The organism is Sphaerisporangium sp. NPDC051011 (genome assembly GCF_040653595.1).
In the GTDB taxonomy this organism is placed as follows: domain Bacteria; phylum Actinomycetota; class Actinomycetes; order Streptosporangiales; family Streptosporangiaceae; genus Sphaerisporangium.
In genome coordinates, this window is sequence record NZ_JBFAGG010000005.1 from 166,212 (window position 1) to 186,249 (window position 20,038).

Genomic DNA, 20,038 nt, shown 5'->3' on the forward strand with positions numbered 1-20,038 from the left:
TCGGCCGCCCTGACTCTCCTAGCCGGCCAACCGGCGGCGGACATCTTCAATACGTCCTGCGATCGTGGTGTCGATCATCTCGTCGCCCAGCCGGACCGAGAATCCACCGATCACCCGCGGGTCCACCTCGACGTTCAGGTGGACGTCGCGACCGTACGTGGTGCGCAACCAGGCGGCGAGGCGCTGCCTCTGCCCGTCGGTCAGCGGAACCGCGCTGCGCACCACGGCGACAAGTTGCTGTCGCTGCTCCGCCACGAGCTGGATGTACTCATCCAGCCCTCGTTCCAAGCTACGTCCTCTGGGGTACAGCGCAAGCTGCGTCACCAGCCGCAGGGTGGCCGGGGCGACCCTGCGGGCGAGGAGGTCGCCGAGCAGGGCGCGCTTGGCGTCCGCGGGGAGGGCCGGGTCGGCGAGGGCGTGGCGCAGGTCGGGGTTGGCCTCGACGATGCGGCCGAAGCGGAAGAGCTCGTCCTCCACGTCGTCGAGCCTGCCCTGGGACTCGGCCTCGGCGACCGAGGCGATGACGCTGAGCCGCTCCAGCGCGTCGGAGAGGTCTCCGGACTTCGACCACTTGACCGAGACGGCCGTGACGACCGTCTCCAGGCCGGCGTCGTCGATCTTGCCGCTCAGCAGCGCCCGCACGACCTCGGCCTTCTGCTCCGCGCGACGCGCGGGGTCCGCCAGGTTGCGGCGAAGCCCGTGCTCGCGGTCCAGCAGGACCGCGACCGCGAGCAGGTCATCGGCCACGCGGGCGAGGTCCGCCGCCCCGGCCACCGCGTTGAAGCGCTCTTCGACCTCGGCGAACGAGCTACGGCTCAGGCCTCTCATCAGCGCACCGCCGCCCCGTCCGCGGACTCGAGCTCGGCGAGGAACCGGTCCACGACGCGGCTCTGGCGGACCTCGTCCTCCAGGGACTCGCCCACGATGCGACCGGCCAGATCGGTCGCCAGGCGGCCGATCTCACCGCGCAACTGGGCGAACGCCTGCTGGCGGTCGGCCTCGATCTGCGCGTGCGCGGCTTCGATGAGGCGCCGGGCCTCGGCCTGGGCCTCCTCACGGAGCTCGGCCTTGATCTGCGCGGCCTGCTCACGGGCCTCTTCCCGCAGGCGGGCGGCGTCGTGACGGGCCTCTTCGAGCTTGGCGCGGTACTCCTCGAGGGTGCGCTGCGCCGTGGCCTGGGCCTCCTCTGCCCTCTTCAGACCGCCTTCGATGGCCTCGGTCCGCATCTCCAGGGTCTTCTGGATACGGGGGACCAACAGACGGCCGACGAAGAACAGGACGATCAGGAAGGAGATCCCGCCGATGGCCATCTCCGCCATATTGGGGAGGAGAGGGTTCGCCGCTTCTTCTGCCGCTACTAGATACACAATTGCCACCTTCCGCCGGGGAGGGTCGCGTCAGACCCGGAAGGCGAACGCGAGCGCGATACCGATCAGAGCGAGCGCCTCGGCGAAGACGAAGCCCAGGATCATGTTCTGACGGATCAAGCCGTAGGCCTCCGGCTGGCGGGCGATGGCCTGCACGCCCTGGCCGAAGATGATGCCGATGCCGATGCCGGGGCCGATCGCGGCGAGGCCGTAGCCGATGGAACCAAGGTTGCCGGTCACTTCGGCGAGCAGACCACTAGACATGCTTAGTTTCCTTTTCTATCGACCAGTGGGACGTCCACCGGGGTTTCGGGCGAGGTGGAAGATTTTCAGTGCGTTATCAGTGCGCGGGGTGAACCGCGTCGTTGATGAACATGGCCGTCAGCAGCGCGAACACGTAGGCCTGCAGCGCCTGGATGAACAGCTCGAAGGCGGTGAGCAGGATCGTCATCGCGACCCCGAGCACGCCGAGCGGGGCGCCGAGCGGCGTGATCTGCACCGCGAGGAAGTGCCAGCCGACCTCGGAGAACAGCGCCACGATGAGGTGGCCCGCCATCATGGTGGCGAAGAGCCGCACCGCGTGGGTGATGTGGCGCAGGAAGAAGGTCGAGATCAGCTCGATGGGGGCGACCAGCACGTAGATCCAGCCCGGGAGGCCGGGAGGGAACATCACGTTCTTGAAGAAGCCGATCGGCCCCTGGTGCTTGATGCCCAGGTACATGACCAGCAGCCACACGCCGATCGAGAGGACCGCGGGGTAGCCGATGCGCGCCATGACGGGGAACTGGATGAAGATGACCGAGCCGAACAGGTTCATGATCCAGACGAACAGGAACATGGTGAACAGCAACGGCATCCAGCGATCGCTGTCCTTGCCGAGGTTCGGCCGGGCGATCTGGTCGCGGACGAAGTCGTAGGCGAGCTCGCCGACGTTCTGCACGCCCCTCGGCACGAGTTTCGGCTTGGAGAAGGCGATGAAGGCGAACACCACGACCAGGATGGAGGCGGTGAAGGCCAGCAGGGCCGGCTTGTTGAACCAGGCCACATCGTCGACGAGCGGTGGCCAGTCGAAAATGCCTAGCCCCGGAGCCTGGAACTCATCGGAGGCGAGAGGCGTCAGCGTGGCGCTCACTCGTCGTTCCCTTCGTCGTGATGATCGGTCGTCAGCAGGTCCTCCGGTCGGCGTACCTCGGAGAGGCCGGCCGGAGAAGAAGTGTGAAGAGGGCGAGGAGGCCAGGACTCAATGGCACAGGCGAACGTTCCCCTGCCGCGCACGCGACAATAGCAGGCGTGGCCCTGACTAGTCATATCGAGCCAGCCGCGTGAGGCGCGCGCCCCAGGCACCTGACGATGACGTGTCTCACCCCGTCTGCCAAGGCGAGTGTAGAGCAAACTCCCGGAGACCGTCGGTACGCGACGCGTCACGTCCGCTTCTCCCCGATCTGGCCCGGCACCTTGGCGGTGGGGTCGACGTAGAGGATGCGAAGTTTCAGGAAGCCGCGCGCCTCGCCGATGGTCCAGATGACGGTGCACGCGATGACGGTCAGGCCGAACGCCCCGGGAGTCCACACGGTGGCGTCCTGGAAGGCCTCCAGCGTCACGACCAGGGCCAGGATCTTCAGCAGGAACGTGCCCAGCGCCGCGGCCATCATCATCGTCGGCGAGATGCGCGCGGCGTAGGTGACGACGACGAGGCTGATGGTGAAGAAGGCCGCGACGACCAGCACGCCGATGCCGGCGCCCAGGGCTCCCTTGGCACCGCCGGCGAACGCCGCGACGGCGACGGCGACGAGCCCGGCCACCCCGGTGGGGATCGCGGCCGCCCGGAGAATCTGGAGGTCGTTGGCCTGCATCGGTGCTCCAAAGAACAGTTGTCAAGCGAGCGATTGCTACCTCGCGGGGCGGGCGTTGCCCGCCCTTGCTAGTGAAAGGTATCACAAGCTCATGAAGGAACGCCTTTACCTGGGCTTTCGGGCAGGTGAACGAATGTGTCAGCCGGTCGTCGCGGTGGCGGGCGAGGTGTGCGCGTCATCGGCGGCCGCGGACGCCTCCGGCGTGGAGGGGCCCGCCGAAATCGGGCCTGAGGTCGGACCGGGGCCGCGCCGGGTCGCGTGCGCGCCTCCCCCGCGCCCGCCCCGGCCCGAGCGCCACAGCGGCAGGCCCATGAGCATCAGCACGGCGAGGGCGAACACCACGACCGCGGGGAACACGAGCAACGGCACGCCGCCCACCGAGAGGCCGACGACGGCGGCGGCGAACAGGAACGTCCACGCGTACATGATCAGCACCGTGCGGCGGTGCGAGTGGCCGATGTGCAGCAGGCGGTGGTGCAGGTGGCCGCGGTCGGGCGCGAACGGCGACTTGCCGTACGACGTGCGCCGGATCACCGCCATGACCAGGTCGGCCAGCGGAAGCACCATCACCGCGAGGGGCAGCAGGATCGGCAGGACGAGGGGGAACCGGTTGATGTCCGCGGCGCCCCGGTAGTCGACCGTGCCGGTCACCGTGACCACCGACGTCGCCAGCACCAGGCCGATGAGCATCGCGCCGGTGTCGCCCATGAAGATCTTGGCGGGGTGGAAGTTGTGCGGCAGGAAGCCCAGGCACATGCCGATGAGGATCGCCGTGATCGCCGCCGCGACGCTCAGGCGGCCCTGATCGAGGCTCTCGGTGAGCGCGATCGTCCACGCGAACGTCGCCATCGCGGCGATGCAGACGATGCCGGCGGCCAGGCCGTCCAGGCCGTCCACGAAGTTGACCGCGTTGATGGCGACCACCACCACGAGAATCGTGATGATCGTCTGCAGCGTGCTGTCGAGGCTCACCGTGTTCCCGTTGGGCAGAGGGACCCACAGCAGCGTGAGCTTGAAGACCACCAGCAGCCCGGCCGCGGCGATCTGCCCCCCCAGCTTGACCAGGGCGTCCATGCCCCACCAGTCGTCCAGGAACCCGGTGATCACGATGACGCCGCCCGCGAGGGCCAGGGCTATCACCGTCTGCCCCTCGCCCATCTTGGGCGAGGCGAGCGTGGCCCCGATGTGCTCGAGGCGGGTGGCGACGAACAGCCCCGCCAGCATTCCCGCGTACATCGCCAGGCCGCCGAGGCGAGGGGTCCGGACGGTGTGCACGTCGCGCTCGCGGATCTCGGGCGCGGCGCCGATGCGGAGCGCGAAGACCCTGACCAGGGGGACCAGCAGGTAGGTAACCGCGGCCGCCACCAGCGCTATGAGTGTGTATTCGCGCACGTACCTAGTTTCCCGGATTGTCCGGTCATCTGTGACCGGAAAACTGCACAGAACTGCACATTAACCCCGCGGATATGCCGGGTGACCCCGTGTGAGCCGCGTCACCCGCTCGGCCACCGACGTTATCGCACCTGGATCCCCCACCGCTTGCGCCACCATCGACGCGATCTCCTTCATCTCCGGCACGCCCATGCCCTGCGTCGTCACGCACGGCGTGCCCAGACGGATGCCCGAGGTCACCGTGGGCGGCTCGGGGTCGTACGGGATCGTGTTGCGGTTCAGGGTGATCCCCGCGCGGGCGCACGCGTCCTCGGCCTCGGCCCCCGAGACGCCGAGGTCGCGCAGGTCGATGAGCGTCAGATGCGTGTCGGTGCCGCCGGAGACCGGGCGCATCCCCTCCGCCGCCAGCCCGTCCGCCAGCGCCCGCGCGTTGGCCACCACCTGCCCGGCGTACGCGCCGAAATCCGGGCGGGACGCCTCGCCGAACGCCACGGCCTTGGCCGCGACCGCGTGCATCAGCGGCCCTCCCTGCGTGAACGGGAACACCGCGCGGTCGACGCGCGAGGCGATCTCGTCGGTGCACAGGATCGCCCCGCCCCTCGGACCGCGCAGCGCCTTGTGCGTCGTGAACGTCACCACGTCGGCGTACGGCACCGGCGACGGGATCACACCGCCCGCCACCAGCCCGATCGTGTGCGCGACGTCGGCGAGCAGCCAGGCCCCGACCTCGTCGGCGATGCCCCGGAACACGGCGAAGTCGATGAGCCTCGGGTACGCCGTCGCGCCGCAGATGATCAGCTTGGGCTGGTGGCGCAGCGCCAGGTCGCGCACCTCGTCGTAGTCGATCGTCTCGGTGTCGCGCCGCACCCCGTACGCCACCACGTCGAACCAGCGGCCCGAGAAGTTGACCTTCGAGCCGTGCGTCAGGTGGCCTCCGTGCGAGAGCGCCATGGCCAGAACCGTGTCGCCGGGCTGGAGCAGCGCCGCGTAGGCGGCGAGGTTCGCGGAGGCGCCCGAATGCGGCTGGACGTTGGCGTGGTCGGCGCCGAAGAGCGCCCTGGCACGGTCGATCGCCAGCTGTTCCGCGCGGTCGACCACCTCGCAGCCGCCGTAGTAGCGCCTGCCCGGGTAGCCCTCGGCGTACTTGTTGGTCAGCGTCGAGCCGAGCGCCGTCATCACCGCGGGCGAGGTGAAGTTCTCACTGGCGATGAGCTGCAGGCCGGCGCGCTGGCGTTCCAGCTCGTCCAGCAGCACCAGCGCGATCTCGGGGTCACTGCGCAGCAGCTCGGAGAAGTCGGGGCCGTAGAAGACACCCTCGCCCGGGGGCGCGTCGCCGGGCCGTCGTCCGTGGTCTCGCCCTTTCGCCCGCATGGCTCGATCACCATCCCCTCCTCGCGCCGCGACGCGCGTGGCAAAGGACCGCCGATTTCCCCACTGTATGCCCCGGCGCGGGCGGGCCCGCCCGCGCACACCATGCCGGACCTGCTCAGGGCGCTCCCGGACGGCTTCCAGGCGTGCACCACCCGTACGGCCCGGCGTGTGCGGCGGGCCGTACGGGTATCAGCCGTATCGGTTTCTCAGCCGTCTCAGCTGTAGGCGTGCGGGGCCGAGGAGGAGACCGGGACCCAGCGGGGGGTGTCCGCCGCCTGGTCGCTGATCGCGGTCAGCACGGCCTGCCGGTACATGCCGAGGCGTGTGCGCCACTCACCCATGTCCTGCACGTACCTCTCGGCGACCGGCGCGTCCCAGACGTCACGGCTCCGCGCCATCTGGTACGCCTTGTCCAGCGAGCCGGTGAGGCTCTCCAGCAGCGGCTGGGCCTGCTGCCAGAGATCGACGAGCTTCTGGTACTCGGGGTTGAAGCGCCAGCTCGTCGCGTGCCCGTCCGGGCTGAACGGATCGGGCGACGCCGACGCGGGCGGCATCTCCCCGGGCTGCAGCGGCCTCGGCGCGGGCGGATCCGCGTACATGTCGGAACACCACTCCTTCAGCTGGCGGACGACTTAGCCGGCGGACGACGAAGAGCGGGAGCCGTCGGAGGCGGCGTGGCTCGGGCCCCGGTCTTCGGTCGCGTCGCCGTCGTAGGCGGGGTCGGTGAACGGGTCGCCAGTGTATGGATCGGCGGGCGAGGCGAATGGGGACTGTGAGGCGCTGAGATCGCCGAGCCGGGGCGCAGAGTCCGGGGGCATGTAGACGCCCGACTGCACCTGTCCTCCCGCCTGGACGGCGCCCTGAGGCGCGCCCATGGGCTGGTCAGGCGTCTGGCCGCCGGAGCCGGACGGCTGGGCGCCGGTATCGGACGGCTGGGCGCCCGGGTCGGGCGGCAGGGGCGCCGACGGCTTGGCCGCGCCGGACGGATCGCCGGGCTGGACGTAGCCCACTGGGCCGTCGGAGTGAGGATGCCCCGGCTGCGCGCCGTCCGGAGGGACGACCACCGGCTGCTCCATGGGAGGGATCTTGTCCATGTTCTGCGACAGCCAGTCGAGGTGCTCGGCACTGGGCGGCTTCATGGTGACCTCGACCACCCGGACGCCGTCGACGTTCACCACCCGCGTGCGTTCCTGGCTGGTGTCGATGTCGTTGGCGTTGTCGGGCCTCGAGGTGTCCAGCCGGCCGTCGCCCCCGCCGCCCTGCGTCGCCGTCGGGTCGACGTACTGCGGCTGGTCGGCCTTGGGAACCGGCTCGGCCTTCGGGGCATGATCGGCCTTCGGCGCCGCGTCGTGCTTGGGGGCCGGGTCGTGCTTGGGCGCGGGGTCGCCCTTGTCCGTGGGAGCCGGATCGTGCTTGGGCGCGGGCTCGTGCTTGGGGGCCGGGTCGTGCCTGGGGGCGTCGTTCTTCTCGTGCGTGGGCGCCTCGTGCTTGGGCGCCTCGTCCTTGGGCGCCTCGTGAGTGGTCGGTTTGTCCGCGCGGGGAGCGTCCTGCCCGTCGGATCGCGGCGGCTCGACCTTGTGCGTCTGGTCGTTCTTCGGCGGGTCCTGCTTCTCGACCTTGGGGTCGTCCCGCCTCTCCCCCTTTGGCGCGTCCTTGTCGCCCTTGGGCCCGTCGTCCTTGTGCTCCTTGGGCGCGTCCTTGTGGTCTTTGGGCGTGTCGTCCTTGTCGGCCTTCGGGGACGGGTCCGCCGAGTGCTTGTCCCGATCGTGCGGCTTGGTGTCCTTGTCGGGCTTGTCGTCCTTCGGCGCGTCGTGCTTTTGGGGCTGGTCGTGCTTTTCGGGCTTAGGCGCGTCGTGCTTGTCGGTCTTGTCGGCGGGCGGGCGGGCCTTCGGCTTGTCCTTGGTCTGCGACTCCGACGTGGGAGCGCCGTTCCGGTCGCCCTTGTCGGCCTTGTCGCCCTTATCAGCCTTGTCGCCGTCGTCCTTCTTGTCCGCAGCCGTCTGCTTCATGGTCTTGGGAGCGGCCGGCCCCTCGTTCTGCTTTTCTTTCTTCTCCAGCAGCACGAGGCGCGCGTTGACGTCCTTGACCAGTGTGTCCCCGGCGTCGGCGACCTGCGCGGGCCGGTGGGTCGCCGGGACGGCCAGGCCCGCCGCGCTCGTGAGCTGGGTGATGCGGGACTCGACCGTGCGCATCTGATTGCCGGCCTGCCCGACCTCGGCCAGCAGCTCGCGGACCAGCTTGGGGTCCATGCCGTTCAGCTTGCCCATGGGCGCCTCCCTGCTCGTGGTCGCGCTCCGCCGGTCGCTCTGTGGCAGGGCTTTCACCCTGCCCGCAGCCATGCTCCCCCGCCACGGCCCGTCGCTCAAGAGCGCGGACGCGGTTCACGGTACTGTCCGCGGCGAGCCGGACCACCCATCGATAGCCACAGAGCATGAATCACGGTCACGCGCTGTCGCGGGGGCGGCCCGCCCGGACCCGGCTCAGGCCTCGCCGTCCGCCTTTTTTGCCTGCTCGACGGGCTTGTCCACCGGCTTGCCGGCCGGCTTCGGCTCCTCGGCGACCGTCTCGACGGGCTTCGGCTCCTCGACCGGCTTCCCCTCAACCGGCTTGACCTCAGCCGGCTTCCCCTCGGCCGCCTTGACCTCAGCCGACTTGACCTCGGCCGGCTGCTCCTCGGCCGGCTTGACCTCGGCCTGCGCGTCCTCCGGCTTCTCGGCCTCGGCGCCGGGCAGAGAGCGGCGGGTGTCGACCTCGGGCTCGCCGTCGGTGGCGATGTACCCGACGATCGCGCGCAGCTTCTCGACCGGCACGGCACCCTTGCGCAGCACGCGGGGCACGGGCGTGGTGAGGTCGACGATCGTGGACGGAATCTCGTCCGCGCAGGACCCGCCGTCCAGGTAGACGCCGACCGACTCGCCGAGCTGGGCCTCGGCGTCGGCCGCGGTGGTCGCGGGCGGCGCGCCGGAGCGGTTCGCACTGCTCACCGCCATCGGACCGGTCTCCTTGAGCAGCTCGAGCGCGAGCGAGTGCAGCGGCATGCGGACCGCGACCGTCCCCTTGGAGTCGCCGAGGTCCCAGGTGAGGGACCGGCTCGCCCGGCAGACCAGCGTCAGTGGCCCGGGCCAGAACTCGTCGATCAGATCCTGCCCGTAGGCGCCGAGGTCATCGATCAGGGCGGTGGCCGCCCGTACGGTGCCCACCAGGACGGGAACGGGCATGTCCCTGCCCCGGCCCTTGGCCTCCAGCAGTTCCGCCACCGCCGAGGGCGTGAAGGCGTCGGCGCCGATGCCGTAGACGGTGTCGGTCGGTATCACGACCAGCTCGCCCGCGCGGATCGCGGCCGCCGCGTCGGCGAGCCCGGTCGCGCGCTCCTCGCTGTTCGAACAGTTATAACGTCGGATCACGAGTCGTCATCCTTCCACGTGGGCCGCACCGTCATGCCAGGGGCACCGGTGCATGTGCCCTCATTCCTGGCCGTAACGGGCCGTCACGAATCGATCACGCCCGGCGAGGTCGGTGTGGTCGCGGGTGTCGCGCCAGCCGCGCTCCTCGGTGAACTCCAGGTACACCGACGACCCCTGCTGGTCGGCGTGCTCGACGGCGACCAGGCCGCCGGGCCGCAGGAGCCGCCTCGCGGTGCGCTCGACGGCGCGGACCTCGTCCAACCCGTCCTCACCGGAACCGTACAACGCGCGGGAGGGGTCGTAGTCGCGCACCTCGGGGTCGCGCGGCACCGCCCCCGGCGGGATGTAGGGCGGGTTGGAGATCACCAGGTCGACGCGGCCGTTCAGCTCGGGCAGGCAGTCGGCGAGGTCTTCGGGGTGGAGGGAGACGCGGCCCTGGCCGTGCTCGACGATGTTGTGCTTGGCCCAGCCGTACGCCGACGGGTCGACCTCGACGGCGTGGACCTGCGAGAGCGAGACCTCTTGGGCGATCGACAGGGCGATGGCGCCGGAGCCGGTGCCGAGGTCGACCACGACGGGCGAGGCGACGTCCATCTCGTGGAGCCGGTCGATCGCCCACCCGGCGACCACCTCGGTCTCGGGTCTCGGGACGAAGACGCCGGGCCCGACCTCCAGGGAGAGGTAGCGGAAGTAGGCGCGCCCGGTGATGTGCTGGAGCGGCTCGCGGGCCTCGCGCCGGGCGACGCCCTCCCAGAACAGAGCGTCGAAGTCGGCGTCGCGCACGGTGTGAAGCTGGCCACGCCGCACGCCGTGGACGAACGCCGCGATCTCCTCAGCGTCGGTTCGCGGTGAGGGGACACCCGCCTCGGCGAGCCGGGCGGTGGCGAGCGCTATCTCGTCCATCAGCAAGGTCATGGGCGTTTTCGTGATTTGTCTCGTTACGAGTGGACGGCGGGCACCAAGGTCATCTCAGGGTCACGCATGGGCGGCGAGCTTCTCCGCCATCTCGGCGTCCGTGAGGGCCTGGATGACGGCGGAGAGATCTCCGTCGAGCACCTGGTCGAGGTTGTACGCCTTGAACCCTACGCGGTGGTCCGAGATGCGGTTCTCCGGGAAATTGTAGGTGCGCACGCGCTCGGACCGGTCGACCGTACGGACCTGGGACTTGCGCTCGGCCGAGGCGGCGGCGTCGGCCTGCTCCTGGGCGATCGACAGCAGCCGGGCGCGCAGGATGCGCAGCGCCGACTCCTTGTTCTGGAGCTGGCTCTTCTCGTTCTGGCAGGAGACGACCACGCCGGTGGGCACGTGGGTGATGCGCACGGCGGAGTCGGTCGTGTTGACGCTCTGGCCGCCGGGGCCGGAGCTGCGGAACACGTCGATGCGCAGGTCGTTGGGGTCGATCTGGACGTCGACCTCCTCGGCCTCGGGGTAGACCAGGACGCCCGCCGCCGAGGTGTGGATGCGGCCCTGGGACTCGGTGACCGGCACGCGCTGCACGCGGTGGACGCCGCCCTCGAACTTCAGCCGCGACCAGACGCCGTCGGCGCCCTTGCCCTTCACGGCGACCGTCACGTCCTTGTAGCCGCCGAGATCGGAGTGCTGCGCGTCGATGATCTCGGTCTTCCAGCCCACCCGCTCGGCATACCGCAGGTACATGCGCAGCAGGTCGCCGGCGAACAGCGCGGACTCCTCGCCGCCCTCGCCCGCCTTGATCTCCATGATGATGTCCTTGTCATCGTTGGGATCGCGGGGAATGAGCAGGTGTTTGAGCCGCTCCTCCAGCGGCGGGATGCGGCTTTCGAGCTCGGCCACCTCGTCGGCGAAGGCGGCGTCCTCGGTGGCGAGTTCCCGGGCGGCCCCCAGATCGTCGCGGACGCCGTCCAGCTCGCGGTAGGCGGAGACGATCGGCGTCAGCTGGGCGTACCGCTTGCCAAGGGTCCGCGCCTGGTTCTGGTCGGCGTGCACCGCGGGGTCGGCGAGCTTGAGCTCCAGCTCGGCGTACTCGGCGAGCAACTCCTCCAGGTGCACCGTGCGTCCCTTCTTTCGTGCTTGGCTTGTGGCGGAAACCCGTGGCGGAAACCGGGGCCATCATCAAGAACGCCGACCCGGGCACGCCCCGCGAACAGGGGGGCGTTTCCGGGCCGGCGCTGCTTGCGGGCTACTTGCTCGCGGGCTTCTTGCCGAAACGCTTCTCGAAGCGCGCCACGCGGCCGCCGGTGTCCAGGATCTTCTGCTTGCCCGTGTAGAACGGGTGGCAGGCCGAGCACACGTCGGCGTGGATGACGCCGTTCTTGGCCGTGCTGCGGGTGGTGAAGCTGCTGCCGCAGCTACAGGTCACCTGGGTGAGACCGTACTGCGGGTGGATGTCAGGCTTCATCTCAGTCCTCTCTGGGGCGCGGCCGCCGGGTCGCCTTCATCTCTCGCGGTCGGAGTGACGCGCGGGCGGGCGGGAACCGGAACCGCCATGGGTCGGCTACCAGTGTGCCAGATCCTGTAACCGCGCCAGGCCATCGTCCATTCCCGCGCCCCTCTCGCCCGCCCGGGACCGGCCATCCGACACGGTGCTATGACTACGAAATTGAGTGCTAAAGGGCCCCATTCCGGGAAAAGGCGGACTGTGACCGCGATTCCTGGCAGGAACACGCCCTGGGGGAGCCACAAGCTCAGGCGAAAGGGCAACGAGACGGACAGCGCGGCCGACGCGACGGGCAGAGCAAGGCACGCGGACAGGAGCCGCGTTCGACTGGCTTATCCGGTTCGCCCGGCTCGCACGACCCGGACCAGGGCGGCGGGAACGGCTCAGAGACGGCCGAGGTAGGCCAGCACGGCCAGGACCCTGCGGTGGTCGTCCGGCGTGGGGTCCAGCCCCAGTTTGCCGAAGATGCCGGAGATGTGCTTCTCGACCGCCCCCTCGGTGACCCCGAGGCGTCCGGCGATCGCGTTGTTCGACCGCCCCTCGGCCATGAGCGCGAGCACCTCTGACTCGCGGCCGGTCAGCGACTCGATCGGCTGCCCCCGGCGGCGGCTCAGCAACTGCACGACCACCTCGGGGTCGATCACCGTACCCCCGGCGGCCACCCGGCGCACGGCGTCGAGGAACTCGGCGACGTCGGCGACCCGTTCCTTGAGCAGGTAGCCGACGGCCGCAGCGCCGCGGCCGATCAGTTCGGTCGCGTAGCGCTCCTCGACGTACTGCGACAGCACGAGCACCGGCAGGCCGGGCAGCAGGGCGCGCGCGGAGATCGCCGCGCGCAGGCCCTCGTCGGTGTGGCTCGGCGGCATGCGCACGTCGACCACCGCGAGATCGGGCTCGTGCGCGCGCACCGCCTCGACGAGCCCCGGGCCGTCCCCGGCGGTGGCGACGGTGTCGATGCCACCGTCGGCGAGCAGCCGGACCAGGCCCTCCCGCAGCAGGACGGAGTCCTCCGCGATCACGACCCGCATCGCGCGTTCTCTCACCACTCGTACGGTAGCCGGGCCCGGATCACCGTGGGGCCACCCGGCGGGCTCTCCACGGTCAGCGTGCCGTCGATGGTCGCCGCGCGGTCCGCGAGCCCCGCCAGCCCGCCGCCGGGGCTCGCCACCGCTCCCCCGGCGCCGTTGTCGCGCACCTCGACGACCACCCGCTCGTCCTCCCGCCCGACCCGGACGGACGCCTCGGTCGCCACCGAGTGCTTGGCGACGTTCGTCAGCGCCTCGGCGACGATGAAGTAGGCGATGCTCTCGACGGCGGCCGGCGGCCGGTCGGTGATCTCGACGCTCACGTCCACGCGAATCGGCGCCCGCGCGGCCAGCGCCGACAGGGCGGCGTCCAGGCCCCGGTCGGTCAAGATCGCCGGGTAGATGCCGCGGGCCAGGTCGCGCAGCTCGGCGATCGCGGCCTTGGTGTCCGCGTGGGCGCGGACGAGCAGCTCTCTGGCCTGCTCGGGGTCGGAGTCGAACTTCGCCTGCGCCCTGCCGAGCTCCAGCGCCACCGACAGCAGCCGCTGCTGGGCCCCGTCGTGCAGGTCGCGCTCGATCCTGCGCCGCTCGGCCTCGGCGGCGTCCACTCCCCTGGCCCGGCTCGCCCTCAGGTGCGTGACGCGCGCCTCGTCCCCCGGGCCGAGCAACGCGACCGCGAGCAGGGTGTGCAGCCACGCCATGCCCCGTACGACGTACAGCGTGATCACCAGGAGCGCCAGGCCCACCAGCGTCCACGGCAGGGACTCGGGGAGGGTGTCGACCCCCAGGCGGTCGGTGATGACCGTGGTCTCACCTGACAACACGAACACGGGCTGCATCATCAGCCCCACGCAGGACACCCACAGGGTCAGCGACACGAGGAACTCGCCGAGCCCGAGAGGGAACAGCAGCAGCAGGTAGCCGAGGTCCTTCCACGTGGCCGGGTCGCCGAACAGCCAGCCGAGATGCCGCACCACCCCGCCCGGCGGCCTCGGACGGTACGGATTCGAAATAGCGACGCCCAGCGCCAGGCGCAGCAGGCGCCGCTCCAGCATGGCGCCGCCGCGCCACAGCAGCATGGTGGCCAGCAGCAACGGCAGTCCCACCCACACCAGGATCAACCCCAGCGAGATCGACAGCCCCGTGGCCAGGATCACGAACCAGGTGACGCCGAGCGCCGCACTGACCCCCAGCAGGTACGGCACCGAGCGCCAGGTCAGCGGGTCGGCGAGCAGCCCGAGCGGCCCGTACGGCCCGAGGGGCACCCGCCCGCGCAGCGGCGGGCGGCCCCTCGGCTCCGCGGTCATCCCGAACGCCCTCCGGTCGAACCTCGGCGTGTGCTGTCCAGCGGCCCGGACATCCAGAGCGTCTCTGATCGGCTTAGCGATCCTGTGCGTTACACAGAATCAAGGCACAACGAGCTGCCCGGTATTCACCGATCGTCTTCGTGCCCTGGTGCCGGCCACTGGAGCCGCCGGCCCGTCGAGCACGTCCCTCCGGACGCTGACCGGTCAGGCGTGCACAGCCCGACCGGAGAGGGTGCCCGACGTCGCCTGGGCGCCGGACGTATTGGTAACAATATGCCACGACATAACTACGATTCGCTAATCGAATCAGAAAGCCTGCCAAGTCCGCGGGCACGACGCCATGGGGCGAGTGTCAGTCCCCGGGTAGAGACACCCCCACCCCGGACGCGAAATCCTCACCCCGCCGCCCCACCCCAGGTCGAAAACTCTTCAGCCCACCGCGAACCCTCCGCTGGGCTCCGCGGGCGCGAACTCCTCGCCGGGCCCGCGGGCGGGAACTCCGCGCCGTGCACGGTAAAGGGCGGCGAGCCCGTGGCCCGCCGCCCCTTCACACACCCGCCCGACCCCTGTGCCTATGGCCGCGCCTCCGGCACGGCGGTTCGGGGCGCTCCTTTAGGCGGCGTTCTTCCGTCGTCACTCGGAAGGGCTCGTTCCTCACCCTTCCTCCCTCCTCCTCCAGAACACCGCCGCGCCCCGAACAGGTCAGTCGCGGTCGTTGCTGACCGTGGTCTTCTGGACCTGGAGCAGGAACTCGGCGTTCGACTGCGTCTCGCGCATCTTCTCCAGCAGCAGCTCCAGCGCCTGCTGCATGTCGAGGGCGTGAAGCACCCGGCGCAGCTTCCAGACGATCTGCAGCTCGTCCCTGGACAGCAGGATCTCCTCCTTGCGGGTGCCGGACGCGTCGACGTCCACCGCGGGGAAGATGCGCTTGTCGGCCAGGGAGCGGTTGAGCTTGAGCTCGGCGTTGCCGGTGCCCTTGAACTCCTCGAAGATGACCTCGTCCATCTTGGAGCCGGTCTCGACCAGCGCCGTGGCGAGGATCGTCAGCGAGCCGCCGTTCTCGATGTTGCGCGCGGCGCCGAAGAACCGCTTCGGCGGGTACAGCGCGGTCGAGTCGACACCACCGGACAGGATGCGCCCGGACGCCGGGGCCGCCAGGTTGTAGGCGCGGCCGAGACGGGTGATCGAGTCGAGCAGCACGACGACGTCGTGGCCCAGCTCGACCAGCCGCTTGGCGCGCTCGATGGCGAGCTCGGCGACCGTGGTGTGGTCCTCGGCGGGACGGTCGAAGGTCGAGTGGATGACCTCGCCCTTCACCGACCGCTGCATGTCGGTGACCTCTTCCGGCCGCTCGTCGACCAGGACGACCATGAGGTGGCACTCGGGGTTGTTACGGGTGATCGCGTTGGCGATCGCCTGCAGGACCATCGTCTTACCGGCCTTCGGCGGGGAGACGATCAGCCCGCGCTGGCCCTTGCCGATCGGCGCGACCAGGTCGATGATGCGCGTGGTCAGGATGTTCGGGTCCGTCTCCAGCCGCAGGCGCTCCTGCGGGTAGAGCGGCGTGAGCTTGGTGAAGTCGGGGCGGTTGCGCGACTGCTCCGGGTCCATGCCGTTGACGGTGTCGAGCCGCACGAGCGCGTTGAACTTCTCGCGGCGCTCGCCGTCACGGGGCTGGCGCACCGCGCCGGTGATCACGTCGCCCTTGCGCAGGCCGTTGCGGCGGATCTGCGCCAGCGAGACGTACACGTCGTTGGACCCCGGCAGGTAGCCGCTGGTGCGCACGAACGCGTAGTTGTCGAGGATGTCGAGGATGCCGGCGATCGGGATCAGGACGTCGTCGTCGCCGATCACGGGCTCGTTGCTGTCGAAGCGGTCGCGGCCCCGGCGGTTGCGCTCCCGGAACCGGCCGCGGCGGCCACGGCGGTCGTCGTCGCCCTGCGGGTCGCCGCCCCGGTCGCCGCCCCGGTCCCGAGACTGGTCGCGGCTCTGGTCCCGAGACTGGTCACGTCCCTGGTCGCGGGTCTGCTCGCGTCCCTGGTCACGGCCCTGCTCGCGGTTCTGGTCACGGTTCTGGTCACGGTTCTGGTCACGGTTCTGGTCGCGGCGGCCCTCGCCGGCGTCGGCGGCACGCTGCTCGGGACGGCTGTTGTCGCTGCGGTTGTCGGGACGGTTGTCCCCGCGCTCGCGCCGGTCTCCACGGTCACCGCGGCCGCGGCGCTCGCCACGCTCGCGGCGGGACTCGGTGCGCTCGGGACGGGTCTCGGACTGCGCGACCGGCCCGGCGTCGGCGGACGCGGCGACGGGAGCGATCGTCTCGGCGGGCTGCGGCGCCTCGGCGGCCGGGGCGCGCTCCTCGCGAACCTCGGTCGTGACCTCGGCGGGAGCCGGACGGGAACGTTCCCGCCGGGTGCGGGCGGGGCGCTCGGCCGGTGGCTCGGCGACGACCGCGGGCGCGGCCGCGGCGGGAGCCGGGGCAGCGGCGGCGGTCTCGGCGGTGGTAGAGGCACCGTCGGCGGTGACGCCCTGCTTCTCCTGGATGGCGGCGATGAGCTGGCTCTTGCGCATCCGCCCGATCCCGCTGATGCCCAGGCTCGACGCGAGAGCCTGCAACTCGGGCAGCACCATGGCCGCGAGGCCGGTGCCGGAGCGACGGCGCGGCCTGGCCGCGGCGCGGGTGGGGGTGTCGCCGGCGGCCGGCGCTGCGCCGGGGGCGTCGGAGAGGAGTTCGGTGGTGTCGCTCAACTAAAAGGTCCTTCCCAGGGGTCGGGCGTCGGCCACGATCAGCCAGGCGTCCCGGTGGTGCGACCCGGCGGGACAGACCGGGTCGGGCTGGACGAACTTCCAAGGTGTCGGAAAGCCGGTGCGTCGAACCGGCACACAGCCGTCACCGTAGAGATTCGCGAGCCGTTGGGGGCCCGGGGGTCGCCCCCCGGCTGGTTACCGCCGACCAGATGTCGATGCCAATCGAACGCGCATGTCCCCGATTACGCCGCTTCTCGACACGCCAACCGGATGTGGACCAACCGGAGGCGATGAAATCAGGAAGCCCGCTGTGCGGCCTGCGTCTTGCGACGCGAGGCGCGATCCAGCGATGTATGGCTGACAAGCACGCACCCGCAACGGGGGCATCTGGTGCGGCTATCAGCCTAACATCACCAGCGCACACTGCTATTCCCTGAAGGTCGAAGATGCATCAGCGTGTCTCGGGAATTGAACGGTCGCGCCAGATCGGTCGACGTCCAATGGCTGGATGTGCCAGTCATTACCCACTTCCGACGCGATCAAATCATGAGTATCCGTCGTGCCGAACGCGAGAACCGTCGGACCGGCCCCCGATACGACCGCGGGTACCCCGGCCACGCGCAGACGTTTTACCAGATCGGCCGTGCCCGGCATCGCAGGCGCGCGGTAGGCCTGGTGCAAACGGTCTTCTGTGGCTGCCAGCAGAACCTCGCTCTCGGGTCGCTGGGTGAGCGCCGCGATGAGCAGTGCGGCGCGTCCGGCGTTCGCCGCGGCGTCGGCGTGCGGAACATCCTTCGGCAGGAGCCCGCGCGCCGTCTCCGTGGACAGCCGGGTTCCCGGCACCAACACCACAGGTCGGACGCCCCCATGCGGGCTCAGTTTCAGCTTACGCGGCGTTCCGGACAACTCGGTCCACGCGATGGTGAGACCTCCGGAAAGACAGGGGGCGACGTTGTCGGGATGCCCCTCCATCTCCGTGGCCAGCGCGAACACCTCGTCGTCCGTCATCTCGGGGGCGGCGAGCGCGCGGGCGGCGAGGATGCCCGCGCAGATGGCGGCCGAGGACGAGCCCAGGCCGCGCGCGTGCGGAATGCGGTTGAGGCAGCGCAGCCGGATGCCCCTGGGCTGGGGCACGCCGGCACGGTCGAACGTCGCGCGCATCGCCTTGACGATCAGATGGCCGTCGCCGAGGTCGAGTTCCCCCGCCCCCTCGCCTTCGACCGCCACCACGACCCCGCGCGCGTTCGGCGACCCCGGCACGTCGTCGTGCAGGACGGCCTCGATCTCGTCGTACAGGGTGAGCGCGAGCCCGAGCGAGTCGAAACCCGGCCCGAGATTGGCGCTGGTGGCCGGCACCCGGACGACGACGGGGCTGCTCGTTGCCATGCGTTCCTCGGATTCGTTCTGGGTTGTGCGCGAAAGGCGATCTCGGTGGCGCCGAGTGCCGTCTGAAAAGGTTCACGAACGCCGATCGCCGGGCGTTCCCGGGCACACCAAGAAGTTTCACGGGCGCACCTGGCGGTGTACCCGCTTCTCGGGCGGTCCGCGGGGGGCCGCGGCCGACTCGTGGGGCCTGCCCCGTGAGCCGCCGGGTCGACCGGAGCGGACCTCGCGGTGGGCTCCGGCGCGTTCCCGGGGTGCGCGGGACCGCCACCGGGGCACGGCCGACGTCGCGTCCCGGGTGACGCCCTTGAGGATTACGGGTGGCCGGGTGAAGGCTCTGGGGTGATCCCGACGATTTCTCCGGCCGGTACGGGCCGCGCTCCCCACGTAACCGCGACCGTCTCCGGCACCCTGTGAACCTTACCGGTCCGCCCCCAACCCCTTCCGGGTGTCGCCCGACATAATGCCGGGTCATGGCCGGTTTCGTCCAGGGGCGGGGCGGCGGGAACCACCCGGAATCCGCCCTCCGCGAAAGCGGGACCGTCCCGGGCGGTCGCGCCGCCCGGGGAAGCGGCTCAGGCCAGCTCGAGCGCCGCGGCGGCGGCGAACGCGTCGACCGGGATCGTCAGCGGGGTGGGCGCGCCGGAGATCGCCCAGTCCGGGTCCTTGAGCCCGTTGCCGGTGACCGTGCAGACCACGCGCTCGCCGGGCTTGAGCAGGCCCTGCTCGTGCGCCTGGAGCAGGCCCGCCACGCTCGCGGCCGAGGCCAGCTCGACGAACACGCCTTCCTCCTGCGCGAGGAGCTTGTACGCGGCGGCGATCTGCCGGTCGGTGACGGCCTGGATGGTGCCCCCGGAATCGTCGCGCGCGGCCTCGGCGAGCTTCCACGAGGCGGGGTTGCCGATGCGGATCGCCGTGGCGATCGTGTGCGGGTGGGTGACCGGGGCGCCCTGGACGATCGGCGCGGCGCCGCTGGCCTGGAAGCCGAGCATGCGCGGCGTGCGGGTCGCCACGCCGTCCGCGGCGTATTCGCGGTAGCCCATCCAGTAGGCCGAGATGTTGCCGGCGTTGCCAACGGGGATGCAGTGGACGTCCGGCGCGTCGCCGAGGGCGTCGACGATCTCGAACGCGGCGGTCTTCTGGCCCTGGAGGCGGTGCGGGTTCACCGAGTTGACCAGCGCGATCGGGTAGTTCTCCGCGAGCTTCCTGGTCATCTCCAGGCAGTCGTCGAACGAGCCGTCGACCTGCAGGAGCTTGGCGCCGTGCACCAGGGCCTGCGCCAGCTTGCCCATCGCGATCTTGCCCCGGGGCACCAGGACCGCGCACGTCAGGCCGGCGCGCACGGCGTAGGCCGCGGCGGAGGCGCTGGTGTTGCCGGTGGAGGCGCAGATCACCGCCTTGGCGCCTTCCTCCACCGCCTTGCTGATGGCCACGGTCATGCCGCGGTCCTTGAAGCTGCCGGTGGGGTTGAGGCCCTCGACCTTGAGGTAGACCTCGCAGCCGGTCAGGTCGGAGACGCGGCGGGCCGGGACCAGCGGCGTGCCTCCCTCGTGCAGCGTGATCACGGGCGTCGTCTCGGTCACGGGAAGCCTGTCACGGTATTCCTCGATAAGGCCACGCCATGCCCTGAACATCGTCGCTCCTCCCGCGCCCGGCCCGGCCTGTCGCCGGGGCCTCGGCGGCGCGTAACCATGGGTCCGCTACCAGCGGTATCAGGCCTTGAGTCTACGGGGACGGCCGACCCGGCCGCCTCCGTTGTCCACAAGCTGGACCGG

General features: G+C 70.6%; 18 protein-coding genes. All 18 read right to left on the reverse strand.

What is annotated here, in order from left to right:
* Nucleotides 1-18: 18 nt before the first annotated feature.
* On the reverse strand, nt 19-828 hold the full coding sequence (locus tag AB0H21_RS13650; protein ID WP_358515846.1) for a F0F1 ATP synthase subunit delta: 810 nt from the start codon (nt 826-828) through the stop codon (nt 19-21).
* Complete coding sequence (locus AB0H21_RS13655) at nt 828-1,367, reverse strand: F0F1 ATP synthase subunit B (RefSeq protein ID WP_358515849.1); 540 nt, start codon at nt 1,365-1,367, stop codon at nt 828-830. Before AB0H21_RS13655 ends, AB0H21_RS13650 begins: the two co-directional genes overlap by 1 nt.
* A gap of 30 nt (nt 1,368-1,397) precedes the next feature.
* Nucleotides 1,398-1,631 (reverse strand): ATP synthase F0 subunit C, encoded by a 234-nt coding sequence (gene atpE, locus AB0H21_RS13660; protein WP_114029024.1) that lies wholly within the window; start codon nt 1,629-1,631, stop codon nt 1,398-1,400.
* A 76-nt stretch (nt 1,632-1,707) separates the two neighbouring features.
* Nucleotides 1,708-2,499, reverse strand: coding sequence for a F0F1 ATP synthase subunit A (gene atpB / locus AB0H21_RS13665; RefSeq protein ID WP_358515852.1), 792 nt, complete (start codon nt 2,497-2,499; stop codon nt 1,708-1,710).
* A gap of 289 nt (nt 2,500-2,788) precedes the next feature.
* The gene (locus AB0H21_RS13670; protein WP_358515855.1) at nt 2,789-3,220 is read right to left on the reverse strand and encodes a hypothetical protein; all 432 of its coding nucleotides are present in this window, start codon (nt 3,218-3,220) and stop codon (nt 2,789-2,791) included.
* A gap of 138 nt (nt 3,221-3,358) precedes the next feature.
* On the reverse strand, nt 3,359-4,612 hold the full coding sequence (locus tag AB0H21_RS13675) for an MraY family glycosyltransferase (RefSeq protein ID WP_358515858.1): 1,254 nt from the start codon (nt 4,610-4,612) through the stop codon (nt 3,359-3,361).
* A 60-nt stretch (nt 4,613-4,672) separates the two neighbouring features.
* Complete coding sequence (gene glyA / locus AB0H21_RS13680; protein WP_358515861.1) at nt 4,673-5,983, reverse strand: serine hydroxymethyltransferase; 1,311 nt, start codon at nt 5,981-5,983, stop codon at nt 4,673-4,675.
* 215 nt (nt 5,984-6,198) lie between these two features.
* Complete coding sequence (locus tag AB0H21_RS13685) at nt 6,199-6,582, reverse strand: hypothetical protein (protein ID WP_358515864.1); 384 nt, start codon at nt 6,580-6,582, stop codon at nt 6,199-6,201.
* Nucleotides 6,583-6,615: 33 nt separating this feature from the next.
* A complete protein-coding gene (locus AB0H21_RS13690; RefSeq protein WP_358515866.1) occupies nt 6,616-8,250 on the reverse strand; it encodes a hypothetical protein in 1,635 nt (544 codons plus the stop codon).
* A 213-nt stretch (nt 8,251-8,463) separates the two neighbouring features.
* Nucleotides 8,464-9,387 (reverse strand): L-threonylcarbamoyladenylate synthase, encoded by a 924-nt coding sequence (locus tag AB0H21_RS13695; protein ID WP_358515869.1) that lies wholly within the window; start codon nt 9,385-9,387, stop codon nt 8,464-8,466.
* 60 nt (nt 9,388-9,447) lie between these two features.
* Nucleotides 9,448-10,302: a peptide chain release factor N(5)-glutamine methyltransferase gene (prmC, locus tag AB0H21_RS13700; protein WP_358515872.1), complete on the reverse strand. Its 855-nt coding sequence runs from the start codon at nt 10,300-10,302 to the stop codon at nt 9,448-9,450.
* A 60-nt stretch (nt 10,303-10,362) separates the two neighbouring features.
* Nucleotides 10,363-11,415, reverse strand: a complete 1,053-nt coding sequence (prfA, locus tag AB0H21_RS13705; RefSeq protein ID WP_358515875.1) for a peptide chain release factor 1 — start codon at nt 11,413-11,415, stop codon at nt 10,363-10,365.
* Nucleotides 11,416-11,545: 130 nt separating this feature from the next.
* Nucleotides 11,546-11,764, reverse strand: a complete 219-nt coding sequence (gene rpmE / locus AB0H21_RS13710; RefSeq protein WP_358515878.1) for a 50S ribosomal protein L31 — start codon at nt 11,762-11,764, stop codon at nt 11,546-11,548.
* Nucleotides 11,765-12,186: 422 nt separating this feature from the next.
* Nucleotides 12,187-12,831 carry a response regulator transcription factor gene (locus tag AB0H21_RS13715; RefSeq protein WP_358516548.1) on the reverse strand — a complete coding sequence of 215 codons (645 nt, stop codon included), beginning with the start codon at nt 12,829-12,831 and terminating at the stop codon, nt 12,187-12,189.
* An 11-nt stretch (nt 12,832-12,842) separates the two neighbouring features.
* On the reverse strand, nt 12,843-14,135 hold the full coding sequence (locus AB0H21_RS13720) for a sensor histidine kinase (protein ID WP_358515881.1): 1,293 nt from the start codon (nt 14,133-14,135) through the stop codon (nt 12,843-12,845).
* A gap of 702 nt (nt 14,136-14,837) precedes the next feature.
* Nucleotides 14,838-16,880, reverse strand: a complete 2,043-nt coding sequence (rho, locus tag AB0H21_RS13725) for a transcription termination factor Rho (RefSeq protein WP_358515884.1) — start codon at nt 16,878-16,880, stop codon at nt 14,838-14,840.
* A 426-nt stretch (nt 16,881-17,306) separates the two neighbouring features.
* Nucleotides 17,307-18,266 carry a homoserine kinase gene (gene thrB / locus AB0H21_RS13730; RefSeq protein ID WP_358515887.1) on the reverse strand — a complete coding sequence of 320 codons (960 nt, stop codon included), beginning with the start codon at nt 18,264-18,266 and terminating at the stop codon, nt 17,307-17,309.
* 572 nt (nt 18,267-18,838) lie between these two features.
* Nucleotides 18,839-19,897, reverse strand: a complete 1,059-nt coding sequence (gene thrC / locus AB0H21_RS13735) for a threonine synthase (RefSeq protein ID WP_358515890.1) — start codon at nt 19,895-19,897, stop codon at nt 18,839-18,841.
* Nucleotides 19,898-20,038: the final 141 nt, after the last annotated feature.

Coding starts and splice junctions, on each gene's coding strand:
- AB0H21_RS13650 (WP_358515846.1), bottom strand. CDS start 828: ATGAGAGGCCTGAGCCGTAGCTCGTTCGCCGAGGTCGAAGAGCGCTTC.
- atpE (WP_114029024.1), bottom strand. CDS start 1,631: ATGTCTAGTGGTCTGCTCGCCGAAGTGACCGGCAACCTTGGTTCCATC.
- AB0H21_RS13670 (WP_358515855.1), bottom strand. CDS start 3,220: ATGCAGGCCAACGACCTCCAGATTCTCCGGGCGGCCGCGATCCCCACC.
- glyA (WP_358515861.1), bottom strand. CDS start 5,983: ATGCGGGCGAAAGGGCGAGACCACGGACGACGGCCCGGCGACGCGCCC.
- AB0H21_RS13685 (WP_358515864.1), bottom strand. CDS start 6,582: ATGTACGCGGATCCGCCCGCGCCGAGGCCGCTGCAGCCCGGGGAGATG.
- AB0H21_RS13690 (WP_358515866.1), bottom strand. CDS start 8,250: ATGGGCAAGCTGAACGGCATGGACCCCAAGCTGGTCCGCGAGCTGCTG.
- prmC (WP_358515872.1), bottom strand. CDS start 10,302: ATGACCTTGCTGATGGACGAGATAGCGCTCGCCACCGCCCGGCTCGCC.
- rpmE (WP_358515878.1), bottom strand. CDS start 11,764: ATGAAGCCTGACATCCACCCGCAGTACGGTCTCACCCAGGTGACCTGT.
- AB0H21_RS13715 (WP_358516548.1), bottom strand. CDS start 12,831: ATGCGGGTCGTGATCGCGGAGGACTCCGTCCTGCTGCGGGAGGGCCTG.
- AB0H21_RS13720 (WP_358515881.1), bottom strand. CDS start 14,135: ATGACCGCGGAGCCGAGGGGCCGCCCGCCGCTGCGCGGGCGGGTGCCC.
- thrB (WP_358515887.1), bottom strand. CDS start 18,266: ATGGCAACGAGCAGCCCCGTCGTCGTCCGGGTGCCGGCCACCAGCGCC.
- thrC (WP_358515890.1), bottom strand. CDS start 19,897: ATGTTCAGGGCATGGCGTGGCCTTATCGAGGAATACCGTGACAGGCTT.